Origin of the sequence: Rhodanobacter glycinis, from assembly GCF_006438785.1 — a bacterium.
GTDB lineage: Bacteria > Pseudomonadota > Gammaproteobacteria > Xanthomonadales > Rhodanobacteraceae > Rhodanobacter > Rhodanobacter glycinis_A.
Genome location: NZ_RCZB01000008.1, coordinates 78,177 through 97,535 on the forward strand (window position 1 = coordinate 78,177; position 19,359 = coordinate 97,535).

Consider the following 19,359-nt stretch of genomic DNA (forward strand, 5'->3'; position numbering starts at 1 on the left):
CCGTCACGGCGCAGGGCAGCGCCGACGGCATTCAGTGCACGACTCAGTTGCCGCCGTCGTCCTGCGCCGGCGTGGCCGAATCCTCAGCGGGCGGCTTGCTCTTGCCCCACTCCAGCACCTTGTACATCACCGGTCCCACCGGCTTCTTGCCATGCTCATCGACCAGCCGGCCCTCGGGGTCGACCATGTAGGTCTGCTCGATGCCGTTCTTCGGAGTCACCACCACCATGTAGACCCGGCCGTTGCGGCTGTATTCCTGGATGCTGTTGTCGCCGTCCTGGCGCACCCTGATCTGCGGCAGTGCCTTGTCCCTGCCGGCCGGCGCGGCGCCGTTATCCCGCATCGCCGGCAGCGCCTGCGGCTTCAGGTCAAGCGACTGGTGTTTCGGCGCGGTGGTGGCATGGGCAGCGTGCCTGACCGGCGGCGTCACGGCTGTCACGCCCGGATCGTGGATGCCGGGCGGCGGCGGCACGTTTGTCGAAGGGGATGATTGCGCGAACACACCTGATACGAACAGGGCGCTGGCGGCGACCAGCAGGACAGCGGTTTTCATGGTGGCAACCTCGATCGGGGAGCAGAGCATAACAGTGCATCAACGGACCTTCCGTGAAGCACGACGTCCCATGCTCGCATGCGAGAATGGCGCATGGCCAAATTAATCCTGATCGACGGCTCCTCCTACCTGTATCGCGCGTTCCATGCGCTGCCGCCGCTGAGCAACACCCATGGCGAGCCGACGGGTGCTCTGTTCGGCGTAGTCAACATGCTGCGCGCCACGCTTAAGGCGAAGCCGGACTATCTGGCCTTCGTCAGCGATGCGCCCGGGCCGACCTTCCGCGATACGCTGTACGCCCAATACAAGGCGAATCGCCCACCCATGCCGGACGATCTGCGTGCCCAGGTCGAGCCGATGCTGGCCATCGTCGGCGCGCTCGGCTTTCCGATCCTGCGCGTGCCCGGCGTCGAGGCCGATGACGTGATCGGCACGCTGGCGGTGCAGGCGCAGGCGCTGGGTATCGAGGTGCTGGTTTCCACCAGCGACAAGGACATGGCGCAGCTGGTCAGCCCGCACGTCACCCTGGTCAACACCATGAGCAATACCGTCATGGACAGCGCCGGCGTGATGGAGAAATTCGGCGTGCGGCCGGAGCAGATCATCGACTTCCTCGCACTCACCGGAGACATCGTCGACAACGTGCCGGGTGTGCCCAAGTGCGGGCCCAAGACCGCCGCCAAATGGCTGGCCGAATACCACACCCTAGACGGCGTGATCGCGAACGCCGACAAGATCGGCGGCAAGATCGGCGAAAGCCTGCGCGAGGCGTTGCCGCGACTTCCGTTGTCGCGTGAACTGGTGACGATCAAGATCGACGTGCCGCTGGAGTTCGGCCCCACCGACCTGGCCCAGCGCGATGCCGACACCGCGCAGTTGCGCGAGCTGTATGAACGCTACGAGTTCAAGGCGGCGCTGAAGGATCTGGACTCCGCCGAGCAGGCAACGGGGATCGTGGAACAGCAAGCAGGGGAAGCCAGAGCCGTCGAACCGGCCGTTCTGTCGGGGCCTGTCGCAGTCATTGATGCCGCCCTGTCCGCTCCGGGCGACTACGAGCTGGTCACCACGCAGGCGCAGGTCAACGCCTGGCTGGAAAGACTGCACCGCGCAGAGCTGATCGCGTTCGACACCGAGACCACCAGCATCGACGCGATGCGTGCGGACATCGTCGGCATCAGCTTTGCGGTGGAAGCCGGCAAGGCCTGTTACATCCCGCTCGGCCACGACTATCCCGGCGTGCCGAACCAGCTCGATCGCGACGAGGTACTGCGCGCACTGAAGCCGATCTTCGAGGATCCGGCCCGACCGAAGCTTGGCCAGCATGCGAAGTACGACATCAACATCCTGTCGAACTACGGCATCGTCGTGCAGGGTCTGAAACACGACTCGATGCTGGAATCCTACGTGTGGAACGCCACCGCGACACGCCACGACATGGACTCGCTGGCGAAGAAATATCTCGGCTACGAGACGATCAAGTACGAGCAGGTCGCGGGCAAGGGTGCCCGGCAGATCTCGTTTTCGCAGGTGGACCTGGACACCGCCTGCCGCTACGCCGCCGAGGATGCCGACATCACTTTGCGCCTGCACCTCGCGCTGTGGCCCAAGCTCGACAGCGTGCCGGCGTTGCGCAAGGTCTACGAGGAGATCGAGATTCCGCTGGTGCCGGTGCTGGCCGCGATGGAGCAGCGCGGCGTGCTGATCGACGGCGACGTGCTGCGCCGGCAGAGCCAGCAGCTGGGCAAGCGCATGCTGGAATTGCAGCAGCAGGCGCATGCCGTGGCCGGACACGAGTTCAACCTCGATTCGCCCAAGCAGCTGCAGGCCGTGCTGTTCGACGAACTCGGCCTGCAGGCGAAACTGAAGACGCCGACCGGCCAGCCGTCGACCAACGAGGAAGCGCTAGAAGCGATCGCCGACACCCACGAACTGCCACGGCTGATCCTCGATTACCGCAGCCTGGCGAAGTTGCGCTCCACCTATACCGACAAGCTGTCCAGCATCGTCAACCCTCGCACCGGCCGCGTGCATACCAGCTATCACCAGGGCTCGGTGGCGACCGGGCGGATCTCCTCGTCCGATCCGAACCTGCAGAACATCCCGGTGCGCACCGAAGAAGGCCGGCGCATCCGCCAGGCATTCATCGCGCCGCCGGGCTGGCAGGTGCTGGCGGCAGATTACTCGCAGATCGAGCTGCGCATCATGGCGCACCTGTCAGGTGACGAAGGGCTGCTGCGCGCGTTCCATTCCGGCGGCGACGTGCATCGCGCCACCGCGGCGGAAGTGTTCGGTGTGCCGCCGGAGGACATCACCACCAATCAGCGTCGCGCCGCCAAGGCGATCAACTTTGGCCTGATGTACGGCATGAGCGCGTTCGGGCTGGCGCGCCAGCTCGGCGTCGACCGCGGCGAGGCCAGCGATTACATGGGCCGCTATTTCTCGCGCTACCCGGGCGTGCGCGCCTTCATGGATGCGACGCGCGAACAGGCCCATCGCGACGGCTACGTCGAAACGATCTTCGGCCGTCGGCTGTATCTGGAAAACCTCACCTCGCGCAACCAGGGTTTGCGGCAAGGCGCCGAGCGCGCTGCGGTGAACGCGCCGATGCAGGGGAGCGCGGCCGACATCATCAAGCGCGCGATGATCGCGGTGGCAGCATGGCTGAAAGGCCGCGACGACGCCCACATGCTGATGCAGGTACACGATGAACTGGTGTTCGAGGTGCGCGCGGATGCGATCGACGAAGTACGCGCCGCAGTGGTCGAACGGATGTCCGGCGCCGCGGAACTGGCGGTGCCATTGCTGGTCGATGTGGGCGTGGGCGCGAACTGGGACGAGGCGCACTGAGACGGGTGGCCGGTGAATACCTTTATGCGCAACAACGACTTGGCGGTTAACTTTTCATGAGAATGAATCGTTTCTAAATTTCTTTGAAAATAATGCAACTTTCTCCGCCAATCACGCACTAACACTACGGATGCACGCAACGGCATCCACGGCTGGCTCACCTCCCTGAGCCGCCACAGGCACGAACCTCTCCCCTGGGTCTTCGTGTCTGCCCCCGCCCCGGAGGCTCCCCCTAGCCTCCGGGGCTTTTTTTGCCCGCAATACGCCACCCTGTACATTTCATGCACAGCGGCGCCGGGCATACTCGATCCACATCCACTCAAGGGGAACATCCATGCGCGCAGGACTTTTCATCGCCGGCATCATCCTGCTGATCGCCGGCATCTGGGTCGTCGCCGGCAACGGCAGCTACAAGCAGACCGACACCGTGGCGCAGCTCGGCCCGGCCAAGATCGAAGCCACCCACACAAAATCCGTGCCGCAGTGGATCGGCATCGCCGGCATCGTGATTGGCGGCCTGCTGGTCGTCGGCGGGATCGCCAGCAAGAATCGCTGAGTACGTCGTCGCCACCAAAAACCGCTGCTGATGGTCCATCCATTCGCGGCGGTTTTCTTTTGCGCCCACTACAATGGGTGCGATGGATGTCTCGTACCTGATCGACCCGCTCAACGAAGCGCAGCGCGAAGCTGTCTGCGCCCCACCCGGCCACTATCTGGTGCTGGCTGGCGCCGGCTCCGGCAAGACCCGCGTACTGACCCACCGCATCGGCTGGCTGACCCAGGCCGAACGGGTGCCGCCATGGGCGATCCTCGCCGTCACCTTCACCAACAAGGCCGCCGGCGAGATGCGCGCGCGGCTGGAAGCGCTGATTCCCGGCGGCACCCAGGGCCTCACCGTCGGCACCTTCCACGGCATCGCCCATCGGCTGCTGCGCCGGCACTGGCGCGAGGCGGGGCTGCCCGAAACCTTCCAGATCCTGGATTCGGACGACCAGCTGCGGCTGGTCAAGCGCGTCGTTGCCGGGCTGGGTCTGGACGACGCGAAATTTCCGCCACGCCAGGCCAGCTGGCAGATCAACAACTGGAAGGACGAGGGCAAGCGCCCGGACGGCATCGAGCACCGCGACCATCCGGTCACGCGCACCTTCGTGCAGATCTACCAGGCCTATGAGGACGCCTGCCGCCGCGCCGGCCTGGTCGACTTCGGCGAATTGCTGCTGCGCGCGCACGAGTTGTGGTTGAAGAACCCGGCCGTACTGGAACACTACCAGCAGCGCTGGCGGCATCTGCTGATCGACGAATTCCAGGACACCAACACGCTGCAGTACGCGTGGATCCGCGTGCTCGCCGGCAGCACCGGCAAAGTCTTTGCGGTCGGCGACGACGACCAGTCGATCTACGGCTGGCGCGGCGCCAAGGTCGAGAACATGGCGCAGTTCCTGCGCGACTTTCCCGGCGCCCGCACGATCAAGCTGGAGCAGAACTACCGCTCCACCTCGACCATCCTGAAGGCCGCCAACAGCGTGATCGAACGCAACGGCAGCCGCCTCGGCAAGCACTTGTGGACCGCCGGCGACGATGGCGAGCGCATCGCGCTGTATGCCGCCTACAACGAGCAGGACGAGGCGCGCTTCGTGATCGAGCGCATCCGCGAATACATCAACGAACATGGCCAGGCGAAGGACTGCGCCATCCTGTACCGCTCGAATGCGCAGTCACGCAATTTCGAGGAGCAGCTGATCCAGCGCGACCTTCCCTATCGCGTCTACGGTGGCCAGCGCTTCTTCGACCGCGCCGAGGTCAAGGACGCGCTGGCCTATCTGCGGCTCACCGCAAATCGGCATGACGACGCCGCGTTCGAGCGTGCCGTCAACACGCCCACGCGAGGCATCGGCGATCGCACGCTGGACGCCTTGCGTCGCCGCGCACGCGGCGAGGACATCTCGATGTGGGAAGCGGCACTGAACGAACTGAGCAGCGGCAGCGAACTCGCTGGTCGCGCGAAGAATGCGGTGAAGGCTTTCTTCGTGCTGATCGACGAGATGGCGCGCGCATTTCAGCCACCCGCTCCCGAAGGCGAAAAGGGTGGACTGACCCTCGCCGAACAGATCGACCACGCGATCACCCACACCGGCCTGCGCGACTTCTACGAAAAGGATTCGCGCGGCAACGCCGAGTCGCGGGTGGAGAACCTGGACGAACTGGTCAACGTGGCCAGTCGTTTCGAACGCACCGCCGAGGACATCGACTCGGGCCTGAGCGAACTGTCGGCGTTCCTGTCGCATGCCACGCTGGAAGCCGGCGAAAACCAGGGCGAGGCATGGGACGACTGCGTGCAGCTGATGACCCTGCATTCGGCCAAGGGGCTGGAGTTTCCGGTGGTGTTTCTGGTCGGCATGGAAGAAGGACTGTTCCCCAGCCAGCGTTCGGTCGACGACGAGGGCCGGCTGGAAGAGGAGCGCCGGCTCGCTTACGTCGGCATCACCCGCGCCCGCGAAAAACTCATCGTCACCCACGCCGAATCGCGCCGCATGCACGGCACCGAAATGCTGGCGCGACCGTCACGCTTCCTCGGCGAAATGCCGGCCGAGCTGATCGACGAAGTACGCCCGCGCGTGCACGTCACCCGTCCGCTCTATGCCGGCCGCCCTGTCGAAATATCGCCATCGCTCGAAGAAACCCTGCCGGTGAAACTGGGCCAGCGCGTCAGTCATCCCAGCTTCGGCGAGGGCGTGGTGATCAGCGCCGAAGGCAGCGGCTCGCATACCCGGCTGCAGGTGAATTTCGAAGCTGCCGGCAGCAAGTGGCTGGTGGCGGCGTACGCGAATCTGACGCCGCTGTAGCGTGGTACGGGGTACGGCTTGATTCGCCCCATCGCCGGGTATAGCTTGACCGGATAATCGTACAGGGCAGAACCGCATGGCCAACTTCCGTCACCCGTGGCCGGTCAATCCCCGCACCCTGTCGCCATGGCCAAATGGAAACGCGTTGATTCCTTACCCGGTATGGAATGCGCCAGCGCCGCTCCTGGATTCGCCACTTATCGCACCTTTCAGTGTCGCGGCCGGTCAGCCGGCGGCGGGCGCAGGCGTGAGCAGCACCACCATCGCGTTGACACCGCATTCGGCGCTCGAACGCAGCGGCGCGCAGTGGGTGGCCCGCTACCCGACCAGTACGAATCTGGGCGATCTCACCCCGGCGTTTTCCAAGGCGGTGACCAGCTTCATCGCAGCCATCGAAGCCGCGGGCGGGTCGGTCACCATCTCGGCAACCTATCGCCCACCGGAACGGGCGTATCTGATGCACTACGCATGGGCGATCGCGAAGGACGGTGCCTCGCCTGCGAGCATCGAGGCCAAGGCCGGCGTCAACATCGACTGGGCGCACCTCGATGCTACCGGCCAGAGCGACCCGAAGGCGGCGGTGAAGGCGGCGTCCGCCATGGTCAGCGGATACGCCATGGCTCACTCGGCCGTGCTGGTTTCGCGGCACACGCAGAAACGCGCCATCGACATGACGATCAGCGGGGTCGTGGGCAAATCGGTGAACGATGCGTCCGGCAAGGCGATGCCGATTCACTCACTCAAGGACCTTAACCCGGTGGGCAAGAGCTACGGCGTGATCAAGCTGGTCAGCGACGCGCCGCACTGGTCGGATGACGGGCACTGAGCGATGACATTCATGCATCGAATCCTCATCGTGCTGGCCTGCGCCACCGCCGCAGCCTGCGCCACCGGACAGACCAAGGACGCCGGAATCGAAACCGGTTTCGTGGCGACCGTCGACGGTGCGGCCTATCTCTACACCACCGATAGCCACCTTTCCGCGACGATTCCGATCCAGCTGCAATATCCCGGCGCCAAGGGCTCCGTGCAGTGCTGTCTCCGCCTGCAGGGCGACGCCCTGGAAGCGCCGAACGGATCGACCGGGCCGGTCAGCGACGCGTTGTTCGGCAATCCGGTATTCCGCTACCGGCTGAAACAGATGCCGGCCGCATTGAAGGGTGATCCGTTCATCGGAGCCGTCGTGATCGGTGCGCCAACAGCCACTGCCGATGCGACATCCGCCGGAACGATTCTGCGCATCGGAACAGCGCCGTCAGGCAACACATCCCGCGTGGAGACCTGTCTGGGCAGTGAAGGCAGCAACCTGTTCCTGATTGCCGACGGCAAGCTCAGGACACAGCTTTACTACGCGTTCGGCTACGACGTCACGGCAACCTGCGACCCGAAACTGTTCGACCTTCCGACGGCCCAGTGAAGGTCCGGCAGCCTGGGCCAGACGCGTCTATTCCCGCAACCGCGGCACGCCGTGGACGTCGCGTTCCTCGACTGCGATCGGGTGGGTATCGAGCTGGCCAGTACGCGCACTTTGCGCCAGCGGCGTGACTGCCTCGCCACGACCGAACACCAGCGCGTTGCGATAGCAGCGCTGCGCCTGCTCCGCGTCGCCCTGCCCGGCGAAGGTATCGCCCAGCGCTTCCCACGCGGCCGCTCCCGGCGCCAGCGCGAGCGAACGCTCGAGGTGCTGGCGCGCCTTGCCCCATAGCTTCAGCCGCACGCACATGCGACCCAGCGTGAGCAGCAGGTTGGCATCGTTGGGACGTGCATCGAGCCAGCCTTCGGCGCGGCGCAGGCGCGCTTCGACGTCGTCGCCGGCCAGCGTGCCGTAAGTTTCGATCAGCAGCGGCGACCACTCGCGGCGCAGCGCGGATTCCACTTCATCCATCGCCGGCAAGGTCAGGCCGAACGAGGCCGCGCGGCGGGCATACGCGTCGATCACCGCGGGCACGCGACGTTGCACCTTCGGCAGTTGCGACCACAGCATGTTGAGGCTGGCGCCATCCGCTGCCGCGTTGATGGTGGCGGTGAGCACCTGTGCCTCCAGCACCGCATAGGCGCGGCTGCCAAGTGCACCGCTTTTCTGCAGCGGATCGAGCGCGTCGCGCGCGCGCCGGATATCGCCGTTGGCCAGCGCCGCCAGGGCCAGCTCGCGCCAGCCGCCGGGGGTCAGCGTGCCCTTGTCCGATTCGGGAACCAGCAACGCCAGTGCCTCGGCCGGCTTGCCATCGCGACGCAGCACGCGGGCACGCAGCACGCGCGCGGCCTGCGGTGCGGAGTGCGCAGCCTGGTTCAGTGCTTCCAGTGCGCGGCCATGTTCGCCGCGGCGCGATGCCGCTTCGGCCGAAGCGAGCAGGGCCGGCCCACGCAGGCTGTCCAGCCGCGAGGCGCGGTTGAGATCACGTTCAGCATCGCCGTGGCGACCTTCGATCAGCGCGACCAGGCCTTCGCCGAGACGCTGCTGGCTGACCCGCCGATGCCGGCGCGAGAACGCGCCGAACGGCCAGCGCAGCAGACGCCACAGCACGGTGAGCAAGGCCCATGCCAGCAGCAGGATCAGCAGCGCCGCAACCACGGTGGTCTCCACCTGCCAGCCGCGCAGACGCAGCAGCACATAGCCGGGATCTTCCGCTACCCAGTGCCAGCCGAACGCGGCCAGCGCGGCGATGATCACCAGCAGCAGGATCCAGCGCCAAACCTTCATGGCCGGACTCCGCCCGCCGGCGCGACACTGCTGGCGGCGGCAGGGGCGGCGTTACTGGCGGCCGGGCTGAGTGCATGCACGGTGCGCAGATTGCGCAGCTCGGTCAGCGCAGCGCCGAGTTGCACCGGTGCGCTCGTCGGCAGCTGCGTGGCCAGTGCAGCAAGCGCCTTGCGCGCCTGCTGCACTGCCGGCGCATTGCTGTCGAACTGGGTCGACAGACTGCCGTCCACGCGTTGCAGCGCCGCCGCGTAGTCCTTGCTGTCGTAGGCCAGCAACGCGGCTTGCGCCTGGGCCAGATCGAGCGCAGCCAGTTCACGCGCGAAGCGCGCATCGGCTATCGCCAGCGGCGCGCCGTTGTCGCGCTGCACGCTGACCACACTGGCCAACGCGCGGCCGATCCGCGACCACGCATCGGTCGGTTGCGTGCTGTTCGCCGTGTCGAGCGATTTCAGCGGCAGGCTGGCCAGGCTGCCGCGCAGTTCGGTGAGCTGCTGCAGCGCGCTGGCCTGGCTGGCTGGCTGGCTCTTCGCCAGCGCCTCGCGTTCGGCACTGATGCTCTGGCGCAGGCCACCGAACGCGCTGTCGTTGACCGCAGCCAGGGTCTGGTCGGCCAGCGCATAGGCGGCGGCCGCGCCCTGCGCGTCGTGGAACAGCGTGTAGCGTTCGCTGGCCATGCGCAGCAGCGATTCGGTTTCGTCCAGCAGCATCGCGTCGTGCCCGGACAGGCTCTTCTCGGCCAGCTTCGCCACGGCGTCTTCGAGGTTGCGCGTACGTTCGGTCTGGCCGAGCAGTTCTTCGCGCAGCGACCGATTGACTGCCGCCGCATCGCTCAGGCGCTGGTTGAGGCTGTTGCGTTCGCCGCTGACACCGGCCAGCGTGGTTTCCAACGTGCCCACTCGCTGCTGTAGGCCGGCTACGCTCTGGCTGTCGGCGGCGTTACCCTGCTCCTGCAGCCACTGGCGCCAGCCGATGTAGCCACAGGCACCCACCGCGACCAGCGACAGCAGCACCGCCAGTGCCAGGCTGCCGCCAGCGTGTGGGCGCGGTGCGGATCGTGGCGCGGCATCGCGCATCGGGCGTATCGGCAGCGGATCGACCAGCATGGGGTCGGGACGGGCGCCCTCGGGCGCGGTGGGCTCGTTCGGCTTGTCTACGTTGCTCATTCGCGCATGCTAACAGCCCATGCGCCCGCGCCCGTAGCAAGGCCGCGTGAAGAAGCGTCAACGCGTGCACATCGCCGTATCGAGCAGATCGGCCGACAGCGCCGAGACGGCCAGCATCGTACGCGTGAAGCCGGCAGCGCGCGCCGCCGCGTCGAGGCGTTCGCTGCTGACCACGGCGGTTGCCGCACACAGCCGCGCCCATACTGGTGGCGGCAACAGCTGATGCAGATTCTGCAATGCCTCGGCACTGGACAGCAGTACCCGTGCCGACGCGGGCAACTGCAGCAATGCATCCACGTGACGGCGGTCCAGCCGTGGTGGCACCCGGTGGTAGACGTGCAGTTCGCGCAGTTGCGCCCCGCGCGCCGCGAGCTGTTCGCGCAACACACCGCGGCCGCCGGGTGCGCCGATCAGGGCGACGCGGCGACCACCCAGGTCATGCAGGACGGGATGTTCCAGCAGGCCTTCGCTGTCCTGTCGCTGCGGTGCCAGCGGCGCGGCGATGCCATGCCGTCGCAGTGCGCGCGCGGTACCCTGGCCCACCGCCAGCACGCTAGCCGTGGTCTGCAATGGCATCAGCGCCGCGGCATGACGTACCGCCGCGGGACTGGTGAAGATCACCAGTTCATCCGCCAGCGCGGCACGCAGGCCGGCGCGCGCGGCGACCTGATCGGCCACGCTGCGCAAGGCCAGGCCTGGCAGCAACAACGGCAGGCCGCCGCGGGCGCGTACCCGGCGCGCCAACGCCGTCGCCGTGCCGGCAGGACGGGTGATCACCACGATCCGGCCGCGCAGGTGGTCGTTGCTCGCTGGGGGTTGTCGCTGCATCCGCGCACCGCATCCGGTCACTGCCATGGCCGCAGTGTAACGGCCGCCCTACACTGGGAGGTCTTCCCTTCCCCATGGATCCCGATCAACGTGAGCACGACCGACGACACCACCGCGCAAGCGCAGCAGCTGATCCAGTTCATCCGCGACGAGATTCCGCTGGCCCATGCGATGGATCTGCAGCTGATCCACAGCGACGACGACATGCTCAGCCTGCTGGCGCCGCTGGCGCCGAATGTCAACGACAAGGGTTGCGCGTTCGGCGGCAGCCTGGTCAGCCTGATGACCTTGAGCGGCTGGGCGCTGGTGGAAATGGCGCTGCGCCGCTACGGCCACGATTGCGACGTGTTCGTGGCCGAATCCAGCGTGCGTTACCTGTCGCCGCTGTGGCAGGACTTTCGCAGCGAGGCGCGGCTGGCCGCCGCCGCCAACTGGACCACGTTCTTCAACACGCTGACCACACGCGGCCGGGCGCGCATCGAAGTCGCCTGCGTGGTGCCGGGCGACGACGGCAAGCCCGCTGCCACCTTGAGCGCGCGCTTCGTGGCCAAACGGCGCGACTGAGCTGCGGGTATCCGCTTGAGGCAGAATGGACGGATATCCACCGGGGGAGAACCACCCATGCGCCGCATTCCGAGCATTCTCGCCGTGCTGTCCGTGCTGTTGCTGGCCGGCTGCGCCACCAAGACGCGCAGCGACGCGCTGACCACCACGCTCAACGCCTACGGCAGCACGCTGCGCTGGGGCGATTTCCAGAGCGCCGCGCAATTCATCGACCCCGCGCTGCGCGCCGCCCATCCGCTGAACGCGCTGGACCTGGCGCGCTACCAGCAGGTGCGCGTAACCGAATACGACAACGGTGCCGGCCCGGTGCCGACCGGCGATTTCGATGTGCAGCAGACGGCGCAGATCAGCCTGGTCAATATCCATACCCAGTCCGAACGCACCGTCGTCGACCACCAGACCTGGCATTACGACGAAAAGACCAAGCACTGGTGGCTGACCAGCGGGCTGCCGGATATCACGCAGGACTGAGCTGGCCACGGCAGGCGCGCGCTACCCGTATAATCGACGGTTTACCCGAGTCGGTGCGATCAAAGCACCCGTGGACTGACGATGAACGATTTTCTGCACAAGCTGCCCGAATTTATCGGCAATCATGTGGCCTTGGCGGCCCTGTTCGTGGTGCTGCTGGTGGCGTTGATCGCCACCCAGCTCATGCAGCTCTTCAGCAAGACCCGCGAGCTGACCCCGGCCGGGCTGACCGGGCTGATCAACCGCGAAACCCCGCTGCTGATCGACCTGTCGTCGCTGGCCGACTTCGAGAAGATGCACGTGCCCGGCGCCCGGCATGTGGCGATGAGCCAGTTCGATCCGGAAAAGAAGGATCTGGCCAAGGCGAAGGACCTGCCGGTGGTGGTGATGGACAAGGACGGCCGCGGCAACTCGATCAAGGCCGCGCAGCGGCTGGTCAAGGCCGGCTTCACCAAGGTGCATACGCTGGGCGGCGGCGTGCTGGCATGGCACGCGGCGCAGTTGCCGGTTGCCAAAGGCAACAAATAAGCACGCGCTCGTGATCTTTGCCGAGGGATGCCTCGGCCCATGTTACGTGCAAGCAGCAGCTAAACCTCAGCCATGCAGGTCGTGGAAGCCGGCCCGCCCGGCGATGATCTGCGCCAGCACATCCGGCGCGTACTCGAACGAGTCGTAGTACAGCCGCTCTTCCGGCAACCCCGCATCGAGAAACCGCTGGTGCGCCGCGTCGATCATCGCTGGCGGGCCGCCCATGTATACGTCGTAGCCGGACAGGTCGGGGTGATCGACCAGTACGGCCTCATGCACCAGACCCGTGCGCAGACCCGTCGCCTGTTCGGCATGCACGGGCTCGGACACCACCGCGTGGAACTGCAGGTTCGGCAATTCGGCGGCCCAGCGTTCGGCCAGCGGACGCAGATACAGGTCCGCCGCCACGCGTGCGCCCCAGTACAGCTGCATCGGCCGGCGCGTACCCAGCGCGATGAAGTGCTCGACGATCGCCTTGACCGGTGCAAAGCCGGTGCCACCGGCGACGAACAGCATCGGTCGCTCCGAATCCTCGCGCGGCACGAAGGTACCCAGCGGTCCCTCTACGCGCAGGTGATCGCCCACCTTCAGCGCATCGTTGACCCATGACGTGAAGCCGCCGCCCGCGACGTGCCGCACATGCAGTTCGACCATGCCATCGGCCTGCGGGCCATTGGCGATCGAGAACGGTCGCCGCTTGCCGTCCTCCAGCAACACATCCAGGTATTGGCCCGGCAGGCGGTTGAGCCGGCGCTCGCCGTGCGACGGCAGCAGGCGCAGGCCAGTCACGTCCGACGCCAGCTGCCACTTCTCGGTCACCACCATGCCGAGCTGGCGTCGCGCGATGTCCTCCACCGAGGTCACTTCGCGCGCCTCCAGCAGCAGGTCGCTGGTCGGTACCGCCTGACACAACAGCACCGCGTGATGCGCCAGCGCGCTGGCACTCAGCGCCAGCGGCGGGTTGCGCGGGTACTCGCAATGCCCCTGCAGCAAGGTCGCCTTGCAGCTGCCGCAGACGCCGGCGCGACACGAATACGGCAACGCCACGCCCGCCCGCTGAGCCGCTTCCAGCACGGTTTCACCGGCTGCCACCGAAAACTGGCGGCCAGAGGATTTGAGAGTGACGTTAAACACGCATGCATTGTCGCGGCGATCGGAGCGGACAACAATGCGGGCTCGCACCGAAGGAATCAACGATGAGCATCTGGAAACAGCCCGCCGATCTGGCGCGCATCAACGCATGGAGCGCCAACACCATGATGGAGACGCTGGGCATCCGCATCAGTGCGATCGGCGACGACTGGCTGCAGGGCACGATGCCGGTCGACCATCGCACCCACCAGCCGTACGGACTGCTGCACGGTGGTGCCTCGGTGGTGCTGGCCGAGACCCTGGGCAGCACCGCCGCGATGCTCACGCTCGATCCGGAGAAGGAGCTGGCCGTCGGCCTGGACATCAATGCCAATCATCTTCGCGGCGTGCGCAGCGGCACCGTCACCGGCACCGCGCGTGCGCTGCACATCGGGCGCACCACCCAGGTGTGGGAGATCCGCATCGAGAACGAGGAAAGCTCGCTGGTATGCATCTCGCGCATCACCATGGCAGTGATTGCCGCGCGTACCGTGGGCCTGCGTTGAGCAACGACACGCCCTACGCCAGCCTCACTCCCGACCTGGTGCTCGACGCGGTCGCTGCCTGCGGTTTGTGGCCGGATGGCCGCCTGCTCGCGCTGAACAGTTACGAGAACCGCGTGTGGCAGGTCGGACTCGAAGACGCGTCACCGGTGATCGCGAAATTCTATCGACCCGGCCGCTGGAGCGATGCGGCGATCGTCGAAGAACACCGCTTCGCGCAGGAACTGGCCGACGCCGAATTGCCGGCGGTCGCGCCGCTGGCGTTCGATGGCCAGACCCTGCTGCGCCACGACGGCTTCCGCTACGCACTGACGCCACGTCGCGGCGGCCGCGCGCCCGAACTGGAAGCGCTCGATCAGTTGCAGTGGCTGGGCCGGTTGATTGCACGCATGCATGTGGTTGGCGCACGCGCGCCCTTCGTCCACCGCGGCCGGCTCGATCGCGTCACCATGGTGCAGCAGCCGATGCAGGCGGTGCTCGATTCGCTCCTGCTGCCGATCTCCCTGCAGACAAATTACCGTGCCGCCGCCAGCCGGCTCGATGGCGCCATCGCGGCGCGCCTCGAAGCGCTCGGTCCGCTGCGGCAACTGCGCCTGCATGGCGACTGCCATCCCGGCAACGTGCTGTGGACCGATGCCGGCCCGCACTTCGTCGATTTCGACGATGCGCGCACCGGGCCGGCCGTGCAGGATTTGTGGATGCTCGCCGGCGACGAGCGCGCGATGAAAGCCGTGCTCGAGGGCTATCAGCAATTTCGTGATTTCGACCATGCCGAGCTGGCGCTGATCCCGGCGCTGCGCGCCATGCGCCAGCTGCACTACGCCGGCTGGATCGCCGCACGCTGGCACGATCCGGCGTTCCCCGCCGCGTTCCCGTTCGCCGCCGAATCGCGCTGGTGGGAACAGCACATCGCCGATCTTCACGAGTTGGCGGACGAGCTCGAATAACCGTCAGCGGCGCGACTGTGGCGTTTGCGCACACCGGATCCGCAGGAACTTTCATCCGCACGGGCAAGCAGGCATGCTTGGGCTGATATCCCGCGCGAGTGTCCCCATGAAGCGATCCAAGACCGCCGCCCTGTTGCTGATGAGTGCGGCCCCGTTGCTGCTGACCGCCTGCGATCGCAGCGAGAGCGCGTCCCGCGAAGGGCTGTACACCTCGGTCGAGGCCTGCGTGGCGCAGACCAATGACAGCAGCACCTGCCAACAGGCGTTTGCCAAGGCGCAGAAGGATGCGGCAACCACCGCGCCACGTTTCGCCAATCGCGAGGCATGCGAGGCCAGCTACGGCAAGGAACAGTGCGCCGAGCGCAATGACGGCGCCAGCCATTCGTTCTTCGGCCCGCTGATGACTGGCTTCTTCCTGTCGCAGATGCTGCGCAACGGCTCGCCGATGAACGGCTTCAACAGCGCACCGGCGTTCCGCGACAACAGCGGTGGCTGGCAGCGGCCGGCCGCCGGCGGAGTTAGCGGCGGTGTCTATCGTGGCGGCGCCGCCACGGCGATGGTGCCAATCAATGCCGCACCGAACCGCGCCGTCACCAGCAGCCGCTCCGGCTTCGGCAGATTCGGCAACAGCCGCGGCATCGGCGGCTGATGCGCCGCGTCATCACGGCCGAGCGCCCCGACTGGCGCGCCAAGGCGGCCGAGTGCGGCTTCGGTTTCCACACTATCGACGATGCGCCGTACTGGGACGAGTCGGCGTACTACGCGTTCAGCCTGCGCGAGATCGAGCAGGATCTCGAAGCGCCCAGCGAAGAGCTGCACGTGATGGCGCTGGACATGGTCGAGCGCATCGTCGGCAGCGAGCAGCACATGCAGCAGTTGGCGATCCCCGAGCCGTACCGCGACTGGATCGCGCAGAGCTGGCGCGAGCGCCAGCCACACCTGTACGGCCGCATGGATTTTGCCTACGACGGCCACGGCCCGGCGAAACTGTACGAGCTGAACTACGACACGCCCACCTCGCTGTTCGAGGCCGCATTCTTCCAGTGGCAATGGCTGGAAGACCAGCTCGCGGGTGGCCAGCTGCCAGCCGGCAGCGATCAGTTCAACTCGATCTACGAGTCATTGGTGGAAGCGTTCGGCACCATCGCGCGCGGCATCGCCCGTCCGTTCCACTTCGCCGCCGTGCGCGATTCGGTGGAGGATCAGGGCACAATCGCCTACCTGCGCGATTGTGCCGTGCAGGCCGGCATCGATTGCGGCACGCTGGCGATCGAGGACATCGGCATCTCCAGCGATGGCCGTTTCACCGACCTCGACGACCGGGTGATCGGTTGCCTGTTCAAGCTGTATCCGCTGGAGGACATGTTCCGCGAAGCGTTCGGCGCGTATCTGCCGCGCTCCGGCCTGCAACTGATCGAGCCGCCGTGGAAGGCGCTGCTCAGCAACAAGGGCATTCTGCCGCTGCTGTGGGACGCCCACCGCGGCCACCCGAACCTGCTGCCGGCCGAGTTCGACGCCGGCGGTGAGTTGCCGCGCGGCTGGGTACGCAAGCCGCTGCATTCGCGCGAGGGCGCCAACATCGCGATGCACCTGGACGACGGCCGCGAGCTGCGCACCGACGGCCCGTACCGCGATGGGCCGTGCATCCGCCAGGCCTGCCATCCGCTGACAGCCTTCGACGGCCACTACCCGTTGATCGGCAGCTGGATCGTCGGCGACCGCGCCTGCGGCATCGGCATCCGCGAGGACAGCTCGCTGATCACCCAGGACAGCGCCCGCTTCGTGCCGCATGCGATCGTCGAGGAAACGCGCGGCATACTGATTGCCTGAGTCGCGTTGCCGCTTGCCAACGGCATCCGCATGAAAGATCACGACGCCCTGCGCAGTCGGCGCCGGCCACGCTCAGCTAAGCTTGCGCTTTTTGAGCGAGGCCACCCGTGCGCAACATTTTCTTTCGCCTGATCGGCATCCTCGAAATCGCCGGCGGCCTGTACGGCGTGGCGGCGATGCTGCATCGGCTGCTGCCGTTCGGTTCGGCCCACGACAGCGTGCTCGCGCTGATCGGCCTGGCGCTGTACGGCTTTGTGCTGGCCGCCGGCGTGCAATTGATCGACGGCAGCGAGCGCGGCGTGCGCATGTCGAGCTGGGCGCAGCTGTTGCAGCTGCCGCTGATCGCACTGCCGGTCTTCAGCTACGCACTGCACTGCGGTGCGTTCGTGAATGTGTTCGCCACGCTGCAGGCCGCGCCGCGGCTGGGCATCGACTGGCACTTCGGCAGCCAGGGTTTCGTGCTGGCGGTGGCCGGCCCGGCGGTGTCGCGGCTCGGCATCAACCTGCTGGCGCTGCTGTCGTGGCTGGTGCTGCGGCTGCGCTGACTACGATTCGCTCCCTGCCCTGCAAGGCGGGGAGGCGCCTCGGGCACCAGCTATCATGGCGGAATGAATACTCCCGCTACCCTGCCCGTCATCCGTCTGAAATCCGACCGCAACCCCGGCCATCCGTGGGTGTGGTCGGCGCAGATCTACAAGCCGGAATCGAAACTGCCGCCAGGCAGCGTGGTCGAAGTGCAGGACGCGAACGGCCGTTTCGTCGGCCGTGCATTCTGGAACGGCCATGCGCGGATCGCGCTGCGTCTGCTCGACAGTCATCCGGATCAGGCAATCGACACGGACTGGATCGCCGCGCGCATCGCTCGCGCGGTGCAGTTGCGTCGCGAGTGGCTGCAACTCGACAAGGTCAGCGACGCCTGGCGCGTGGTGCATAGCGAAGGCGACGACCTGTCCGGGCTGATCGTCGATCGCTATGCCGACATCCTGGTGATCGAATATTTCGCTGCCGGCATGTGGCGTTTCCGCGAGGCGATCCACGCTGCGCTGCTCAGCCACTTCCCCGGCGCCCGGCTGTACTGGTTCGCCGAATCGCACGTGCAGAAGCAGGAGTCGTTCGACTGCCGCAGCGGCGATGTGCCCGAAGCGGTCGAAGTACATGAGCACGGTCTGCGCTTCCACGCCGCGCCCGGCTCCGGCCACAAGACCGGCTTCTTCGCCGATCAGCGCGACAACCGCAAGCGCTTCGCCGAACTGGCCAAGGGCCGCCGCGTGCTCGATCTGTGCTGCAACGCCGGCGGCTTCGCGGTGCATGCAATGGCGGCCGGCGCGCGCGAAGCGGTCGGCGTCGATCTGGACGCGGGCATCCTGGACATCGCCCGCGCAAACGCCGCCGCGAATAACGTCGCGGTGACGTTCGAACAATCGGACATCTTCGACTGGGTGCGCGCCGCGGTGGCGCGCGGCGAGCAGTACGACGCGGTGATCCTCGATCCGGCCAAGCTCACCCGCGACCGCAGCAAGGTGATGGACGCGCTGAAGAAGTACTTCGCGATGAACCGCATGGCGCTGGACATCATCCCGCCCGGCGGCCTGCTGCTGACCTGCTCGTGCACCGGCCTGGTCGGCGAAAGCGAATTCCTGGAGATGCTGCGCCGCGTCGCGCTCAACGCCGGCCGCGAGATCCAGGTGCTGGAGGTGCGCGGCGCCGGTGCCGACCATCCATTCCGTACCGATGTGCCGGAAGGCCGCTATCTGAAGGCGGTGTACTGCCGGGTGGATTGAAGCCGCNTCCGGCCAAGCTCACCCGCGACCGCAGCAAGGTGATGGACGCGCTGAAGAAGTACTTCGCGATGAACCGCATGGCGCTGGACATCATCCCGCCCGGCGGCCTGCTGCTGACCTGCTCGTGCACCGGCCTGGTCGGCGAAAGCGAATTCCTGGAGATGCTGCGCCGCGTCGCGCTCAACGCCGGCCGCGAGATCCAGGTGCTGGAGGTGCGCGGCGCCGGTGCCGACCATCCATTCCGTACCGATGTGCCGGAAGGCCGCTATCTGAAGGCGGTGTACTGCCGGGTGGATTGAAGCCGCCAGCTTTTTCGTGGGAGCGGCTTCAGCCGCGATGTCTTTGCCGGCCATGATGAAAAGCATCGCGGCTGAAGCCGCTCCCACGACAACTGGCGCCTACGCCTTGCGCGACAGCCGTCCACGCAGCGATGCAGCATCGAACGGCCCCGACTCCGCGATCAGTTCGCGCGCGGCATCCACCTGATCCCATACGTTCCATAGCAGCACGCCGCGCACGCGGCCGCCGTCGAGGTAATACACCACGCCCTCGCGGTTCGGCTCGCGCCAGTCCTCGATCACCTGCAGCCGGGTATCGAGCAGGCCGACCGCTTCATAGCCAAGATCGAACAGGTCGGAATAGAAGAACGGCAGCGTGGTGTATGCCTCC

General features: G+C 66.6%; 20 protein-coding genes and 1 pseudogene. 15 read left to right on the forward strand and 6 right to left on the reverse strand.

The annotated features are described in order from the left end of the window. Positions 1-43 precede the first annotated feature (43 nt). A complete protein-coding gene (locus tag EAH75_RS19195) occupies positions 44-553 on the reverse strand; it encodes a DUF2782 domain-containing protein (protein ID WP_140655845.1) in 510 nt (169 codons plus the stop codon). Between the two features lie 93 nt (positions 554-646). Between EAH75_RS19195 and polA the strand changes: the two genes are divergently transcribed. The 5 genes from polA (at position 647) to EAH75_RS19220 (ending at position 7,660) form a co-directional block, all read left to right on the forward strand. Then, positions 647-3,400 carry a DNA polymerase I gene (polA, locus tag EAH75_RS19200; RefSeq protein ID WP_140806540.1) on the forward strand — a complete coding sequence of 918 codons (2,754 nt, stop codon included), beginning with the start codon at positions 647-649 and terminating at the stop codon, positions 3,398-3,400. A 334-nt stretch (positions 3,401-3,734) separates the two neighbouring features. Further along, positions 3,735-3,956: a hypothetical protein gene (locus EAH75_RS19205; protein ID WP_140655839.1), complete on the forward strand. Its 222-nt coding sequence runs from the start codon at positions 3,735-3,737 to the stop codon at positions 3,954-3,956. Positions 3,957-4,038: 82 nt separating this feature from the next. Beyond that, positions 4,039-6,243 (forward strand): DNA helicase II, encoded by a 2,205-nt coding sequence (gene uvrD, locus EAH75_RS19210; RefSeq protein WP_140655836.1) that lies wholly within the window; start codon positions 4,039-4,041, stop codon positions 6,241-6,243. A gap of 247 nt (positions 6,244-6,490) precedes the next feature. After that, entirely contained in the window at positions 6,491-7,069 is a 579-nt protein-coding gene (locus tag EAH75_RS19215) for a hypothetical protein (protein ID WP_140655832.1), read from the forward strand. Between the two features lie 12 nt (positions 7,070-7,081). Beyond that, complete coding sequence (locus EAH75_RS19220) at positions 7,082-7,660, forward strand: hypothetical protein (RefSeq protein WP_140655829.1); 579 nt, start codon at positions 7,082-7,084, stop codon at positions 7,658-7,660. Between the two features lie 27 nt (positions 7,661-7,687). Here the strand turns inward: EAH75_RS19220 and EAH75_RS19225 are convergent, their stop codons facing one another. The 3 genes from EAH75_RS19225 to EAH75_RS19235 are packed head-to-tail and all read right to left on the reverse strand — an operon-like array spanning position 7,688 to position 10,935. After that, a complete protein-coding gene (locus tag EAH75_RS19225) occupies positions 7,688-8,944 on the reverse strand; it encodes a heme biosynthesis HemY N-terminal domain-containing protein (protein ID WP_140655815.1) in 1,257 nt (418 codons plus the stop codon). Next, entirely contained in the window at positions 8,941-10,107 is a 1,167-nt protein-coding gene (locus tag EAH75_RS19230) for a uroporphyrinogen-III C-methyltransferase (RefSeq protein WP_140806541.1), read from the reverse strand. The genes EAH75_RS19225 and EAH75_RS19230 overlap by 4 nt, the downstream gene beginning before the upstream one ends. Positions 10,108-10,164: 57 nt before the next feature. Next, positions 10,165-10,935 (reverse strand): uroporphyrinogen-III synthase, encoded by a 771-nt coding sequence (locus EAH75_RS19235; RefSeq protein WP_140655809.1) that lies wholly within the window; start codon positions 10,933-10,935, stop codon positions 10,165-10,167. A 90-nt stretch (positions 10,936-11,025) separates the two neighbouring features. Here EAH75_RS19235 and EAH75_RS19240 point away from each other — a divergent pair, with 90 nt between their 5' ends. The 3 genes from EAH75_RS19240 to EAH75_RS19250 all read left to right on the forward strand — a co-directional run bounded on the left by EAH75_RS19240 (position 11,026) and on the right by EAH75_RS19250 (position 12,498). Further along, a complete protein-coding gene (locus EAH75_RS19240; RefSeq protein ID WP_140655806.1) occupies positions 11,026-11,499 on the forward strand; it encodes a YiiD C-terminal domain-containing protein in 474 nt (157 codons plus the stop codon). Positions 11,500-11,556: 57 nt separating this feature from the next. After that, entirely contained in the window at positions 11,557-11,970 is a 414-nt protein-coding gene (locus EAH75_RS19245) for a hypothetical protein (RefSeq protein WP_140655803.1), read from the forward strand. Positions 11,971-12,051: 81 nt separating this feature from the next. Further along, complete coding sequence (locus EAH75_RS19250; protein WP_140655800.1) at positions 12,052-12,498, forward strand: rhodanese-like domain-containing protein; 447 nt, start codon at positions 12,052-12,054, stop codon at positions 12,496-12,498. 66 nt (positions 12,499-12,564) lie between these two features. On the opposite strand, the gene EAH75_RS19255 is transcribed toward EAH75_RS19250, so the two are convergent. Further along, the gene (locus tag EAH75_RS19255; protein WP_140806542.1) at positions 12,565-13,632 is read right to left on the reverse strand and encodes a 2Fe-2S iron-sulfur cluster-binding protein; all 1,068 of its coding nucleotides are present in this window, start codon (positions 13,630-13,632) and stop codon (positions 12,565-12,567) included. Positions 13,633-13,694: 62 nt separating this feature from the next. Here EAH75_RS19255 and EAH75_RS19260 point away from each other — a divergent pair, with 62 nt between their 5' ends. The 7 genes and pseudogenes from EAH75_RS19260 to EAH75_RS19290 all read left to right on the forward strand — a co-directional run. Continuing rightward, the gene (locus tag EAH75_RS19260; RefSeq protein ID WP_140806544.1) at positions 13,695-14,135 is read left to right on the forward strand and encodes a hotdog fold thioesterase; all 441 of its coding nucleotides are present in this window, start codon (positions 13,695-13,697) and stop codon (positions 14,133-14,135) included. Further along, positions 14,132-15,079 carry a serine/threonine protein kinase gene (locus EAH75_RS19265; protein WP_140655791.1) on the forward strand — a complete coding sequence of 316 codons (948 nt, stop codon included), beginning with the start codon at positions 14,132-14,134 and terminating at the stop codon, positions 15,077-15,079. The genes EAH75_RS19260 and EAH75_RS19265 overlap by 4 nt, the downstream gene beginning before the upstream one ends. Positions 15,080-15,185: 106 nt before the next feature. Then, positions 15,186-15,728 carry a DUF1190 domain-containing protein gene (locus tag EAH75_RS19270; RefSeq protein ID WP_140655788.1) on the forward strand — a complete coding sequence of 181 codons (543 nt, stop codon included), beginning with the start codon at positions 15,186-15,188 and terminating at the stop codon, positions 15,726-15,728. Further along, positions 15,728-16,909, forward strand: coding sequence for a glutathionylspermidine synthase family protein (locus EAH75_RS19275; protein ID WP_140655783.1), 1,182 nt, complete (start codon positions 15,728-15,730; stop codon positions 16,907-16,909). The genes EAH75_RS19270 and EAH75_RS19275 overlap by 1 nt, the downstream gene beginning before the upstream one ends. A 107-nt stretch (positions 16,910-17,016) precedes the next feature. After that, positions 17,017-17,454 carry a hypothetical protein gene (locus EAH75_RS19280; RefSeq protein WP_140655779.1) on the forward strand — a complete coding sequence of 146 codons (438 nt, stop codon included), beginning with the start codon at positions 17,017-17,019 and terminating at the stop codon, positions 17,452-17,454. Between the two features lie 63 nt (positions 17,455-17,517). Then, complete coding sequence (locus tag EAH75_RS19285; RefSeq protein ID WP_140655776.1) at positions 17,518-18,690, forward strand: class I SAM-dependent rRNA methyltransferase; 1,173 nt, start codon at positions 17,518-17,520, stop codon at positions 18,688-18,690. A gap of 8 nt (positions 18,691-18,698) precedes the next feature. Continuing rightward, positions 18,699-18,989 (forward strand): annotated as a pseudogene (locus EAH75_RS19290) (RlmI/RlmK family 23S rRNA methyltransferase); the annotation flags it as partial. A 99-nt stretch (positions 18,990-19,088) separates the two neighbouring features. Here EAH75_RS19290 and EAH75_RS19295 read toward each other — a convergent pair. Continuing rightward, a partial coding sequence (locus tag EAH75_RS19295; RefSeq protein ID WP_277752559.1) for an oxidoreductase C-terminal domain-containing protein occupies positions 19,089-19,359 on the reverse strand: 271 nt, incomplete at its 5' end.

Excerpts from the sequence above, each read along its gene's own strand:
- EAH75_RS19195 (WP_140655845.1), bottom strand. The coding sequence starts at position 553 with ATGAAAACCGCTGTCCTGCTGGTCGCCGCCAGCGCCCTGTTCGTATCA.
- polA (WP_140806540.1), top strand. The coding sequence starts at position 647 with ATGGCCAAATTAATCCTGATCGACGGCTCCTCCTACCTGTATCGCGCG.
- EAH75_RS19205 (WP_140655839.1), top strand. The coding sequence starts at position 3,735 with ATGCGCGCAGGACTTTTCATCGCCGGCATCATCCTGCTGATCGCCGGC.
- uvrD (WP_140655836.1), top strand. The coding sequence starts at position 4,039 with ATGGATGTCTCGTACCTGATCGACCCGCTCAACGAAGCGCAGCGCGAA.
- EAH75_RS19220 (WP_140655829.1), top strand. The coding sequence starts at position 7,082 with ATGCATCGAATCCTCATCGTGCTGGCCTGCGCCACCGCCGCAGCCTGC.
- EAH75_RS19225 (WP_140655815.1), bottom strand. The coding sequence starts at position 8,944 with ATGAAGGTTTGGCGCTGGATCCTGCTGCTGGTGATCATCGCCGCGCTG.
- EAH75_RS19230 (WP_140806541.1), bottom strand. The coding sequence starts at position 10,107 with ATGAGCAACGTAGACAAGCCGAACGAGCCCACCGCGCCCGAGGGCGCC.
- EAH75_RS19235 (WP_140655809.1), bottom strand. The coding sequence starts at position 10,935 with ATGCAGCGACAACCCCCAGCGAGCAACGACCACCTGCGCGGCCGGATC.
- EAH75_RS19245 (WP_140655803.1), top strand. The coding sequence starts at position 11,557 with ATGCGCCGCATTCCGAGCATTCTCGCCGTGCTGTCCGTGCTGTTGCTG.
- EAH75_RS19250 (WP_140655800.1), top strand. The coding sequence starts at position 12,052 with ATGAACGATTTTCTGCACAAGCTGCCCGAATTTATCGGCAATCATGTG.
- EAH75_RS19260 (WP_140806544.1), top strand. The coding sequence starts at position 13,695 with ATGAGCATCTGGAAACAGCCCGCCGATCTGGCGCGCATCAACGCATGG.
- EAH75_RS19270 (WP_140655788.1), top strand. The coding sequence starts at position 15,186 with ATGAAGCGATCCAAGACCGCCGCCCTGTTGCTGATGAGTGCGGCCCCG.
- EAH75_RS19275 (WP_140655783.1), top strand. The coding sequence starts at position 15,728 with ATGCGCCGCGTCATCACGGCCGAGCGCCCCGACTGGCGCGCCAAGGCG.
- EAH75_RS19285 (WP_140655776.1), top strand. The coding sequence starts at position 17,518 with ATGAATACTCCCGCTACCCTGCCCGTCATCCGTCTGAAATCCGACCGC.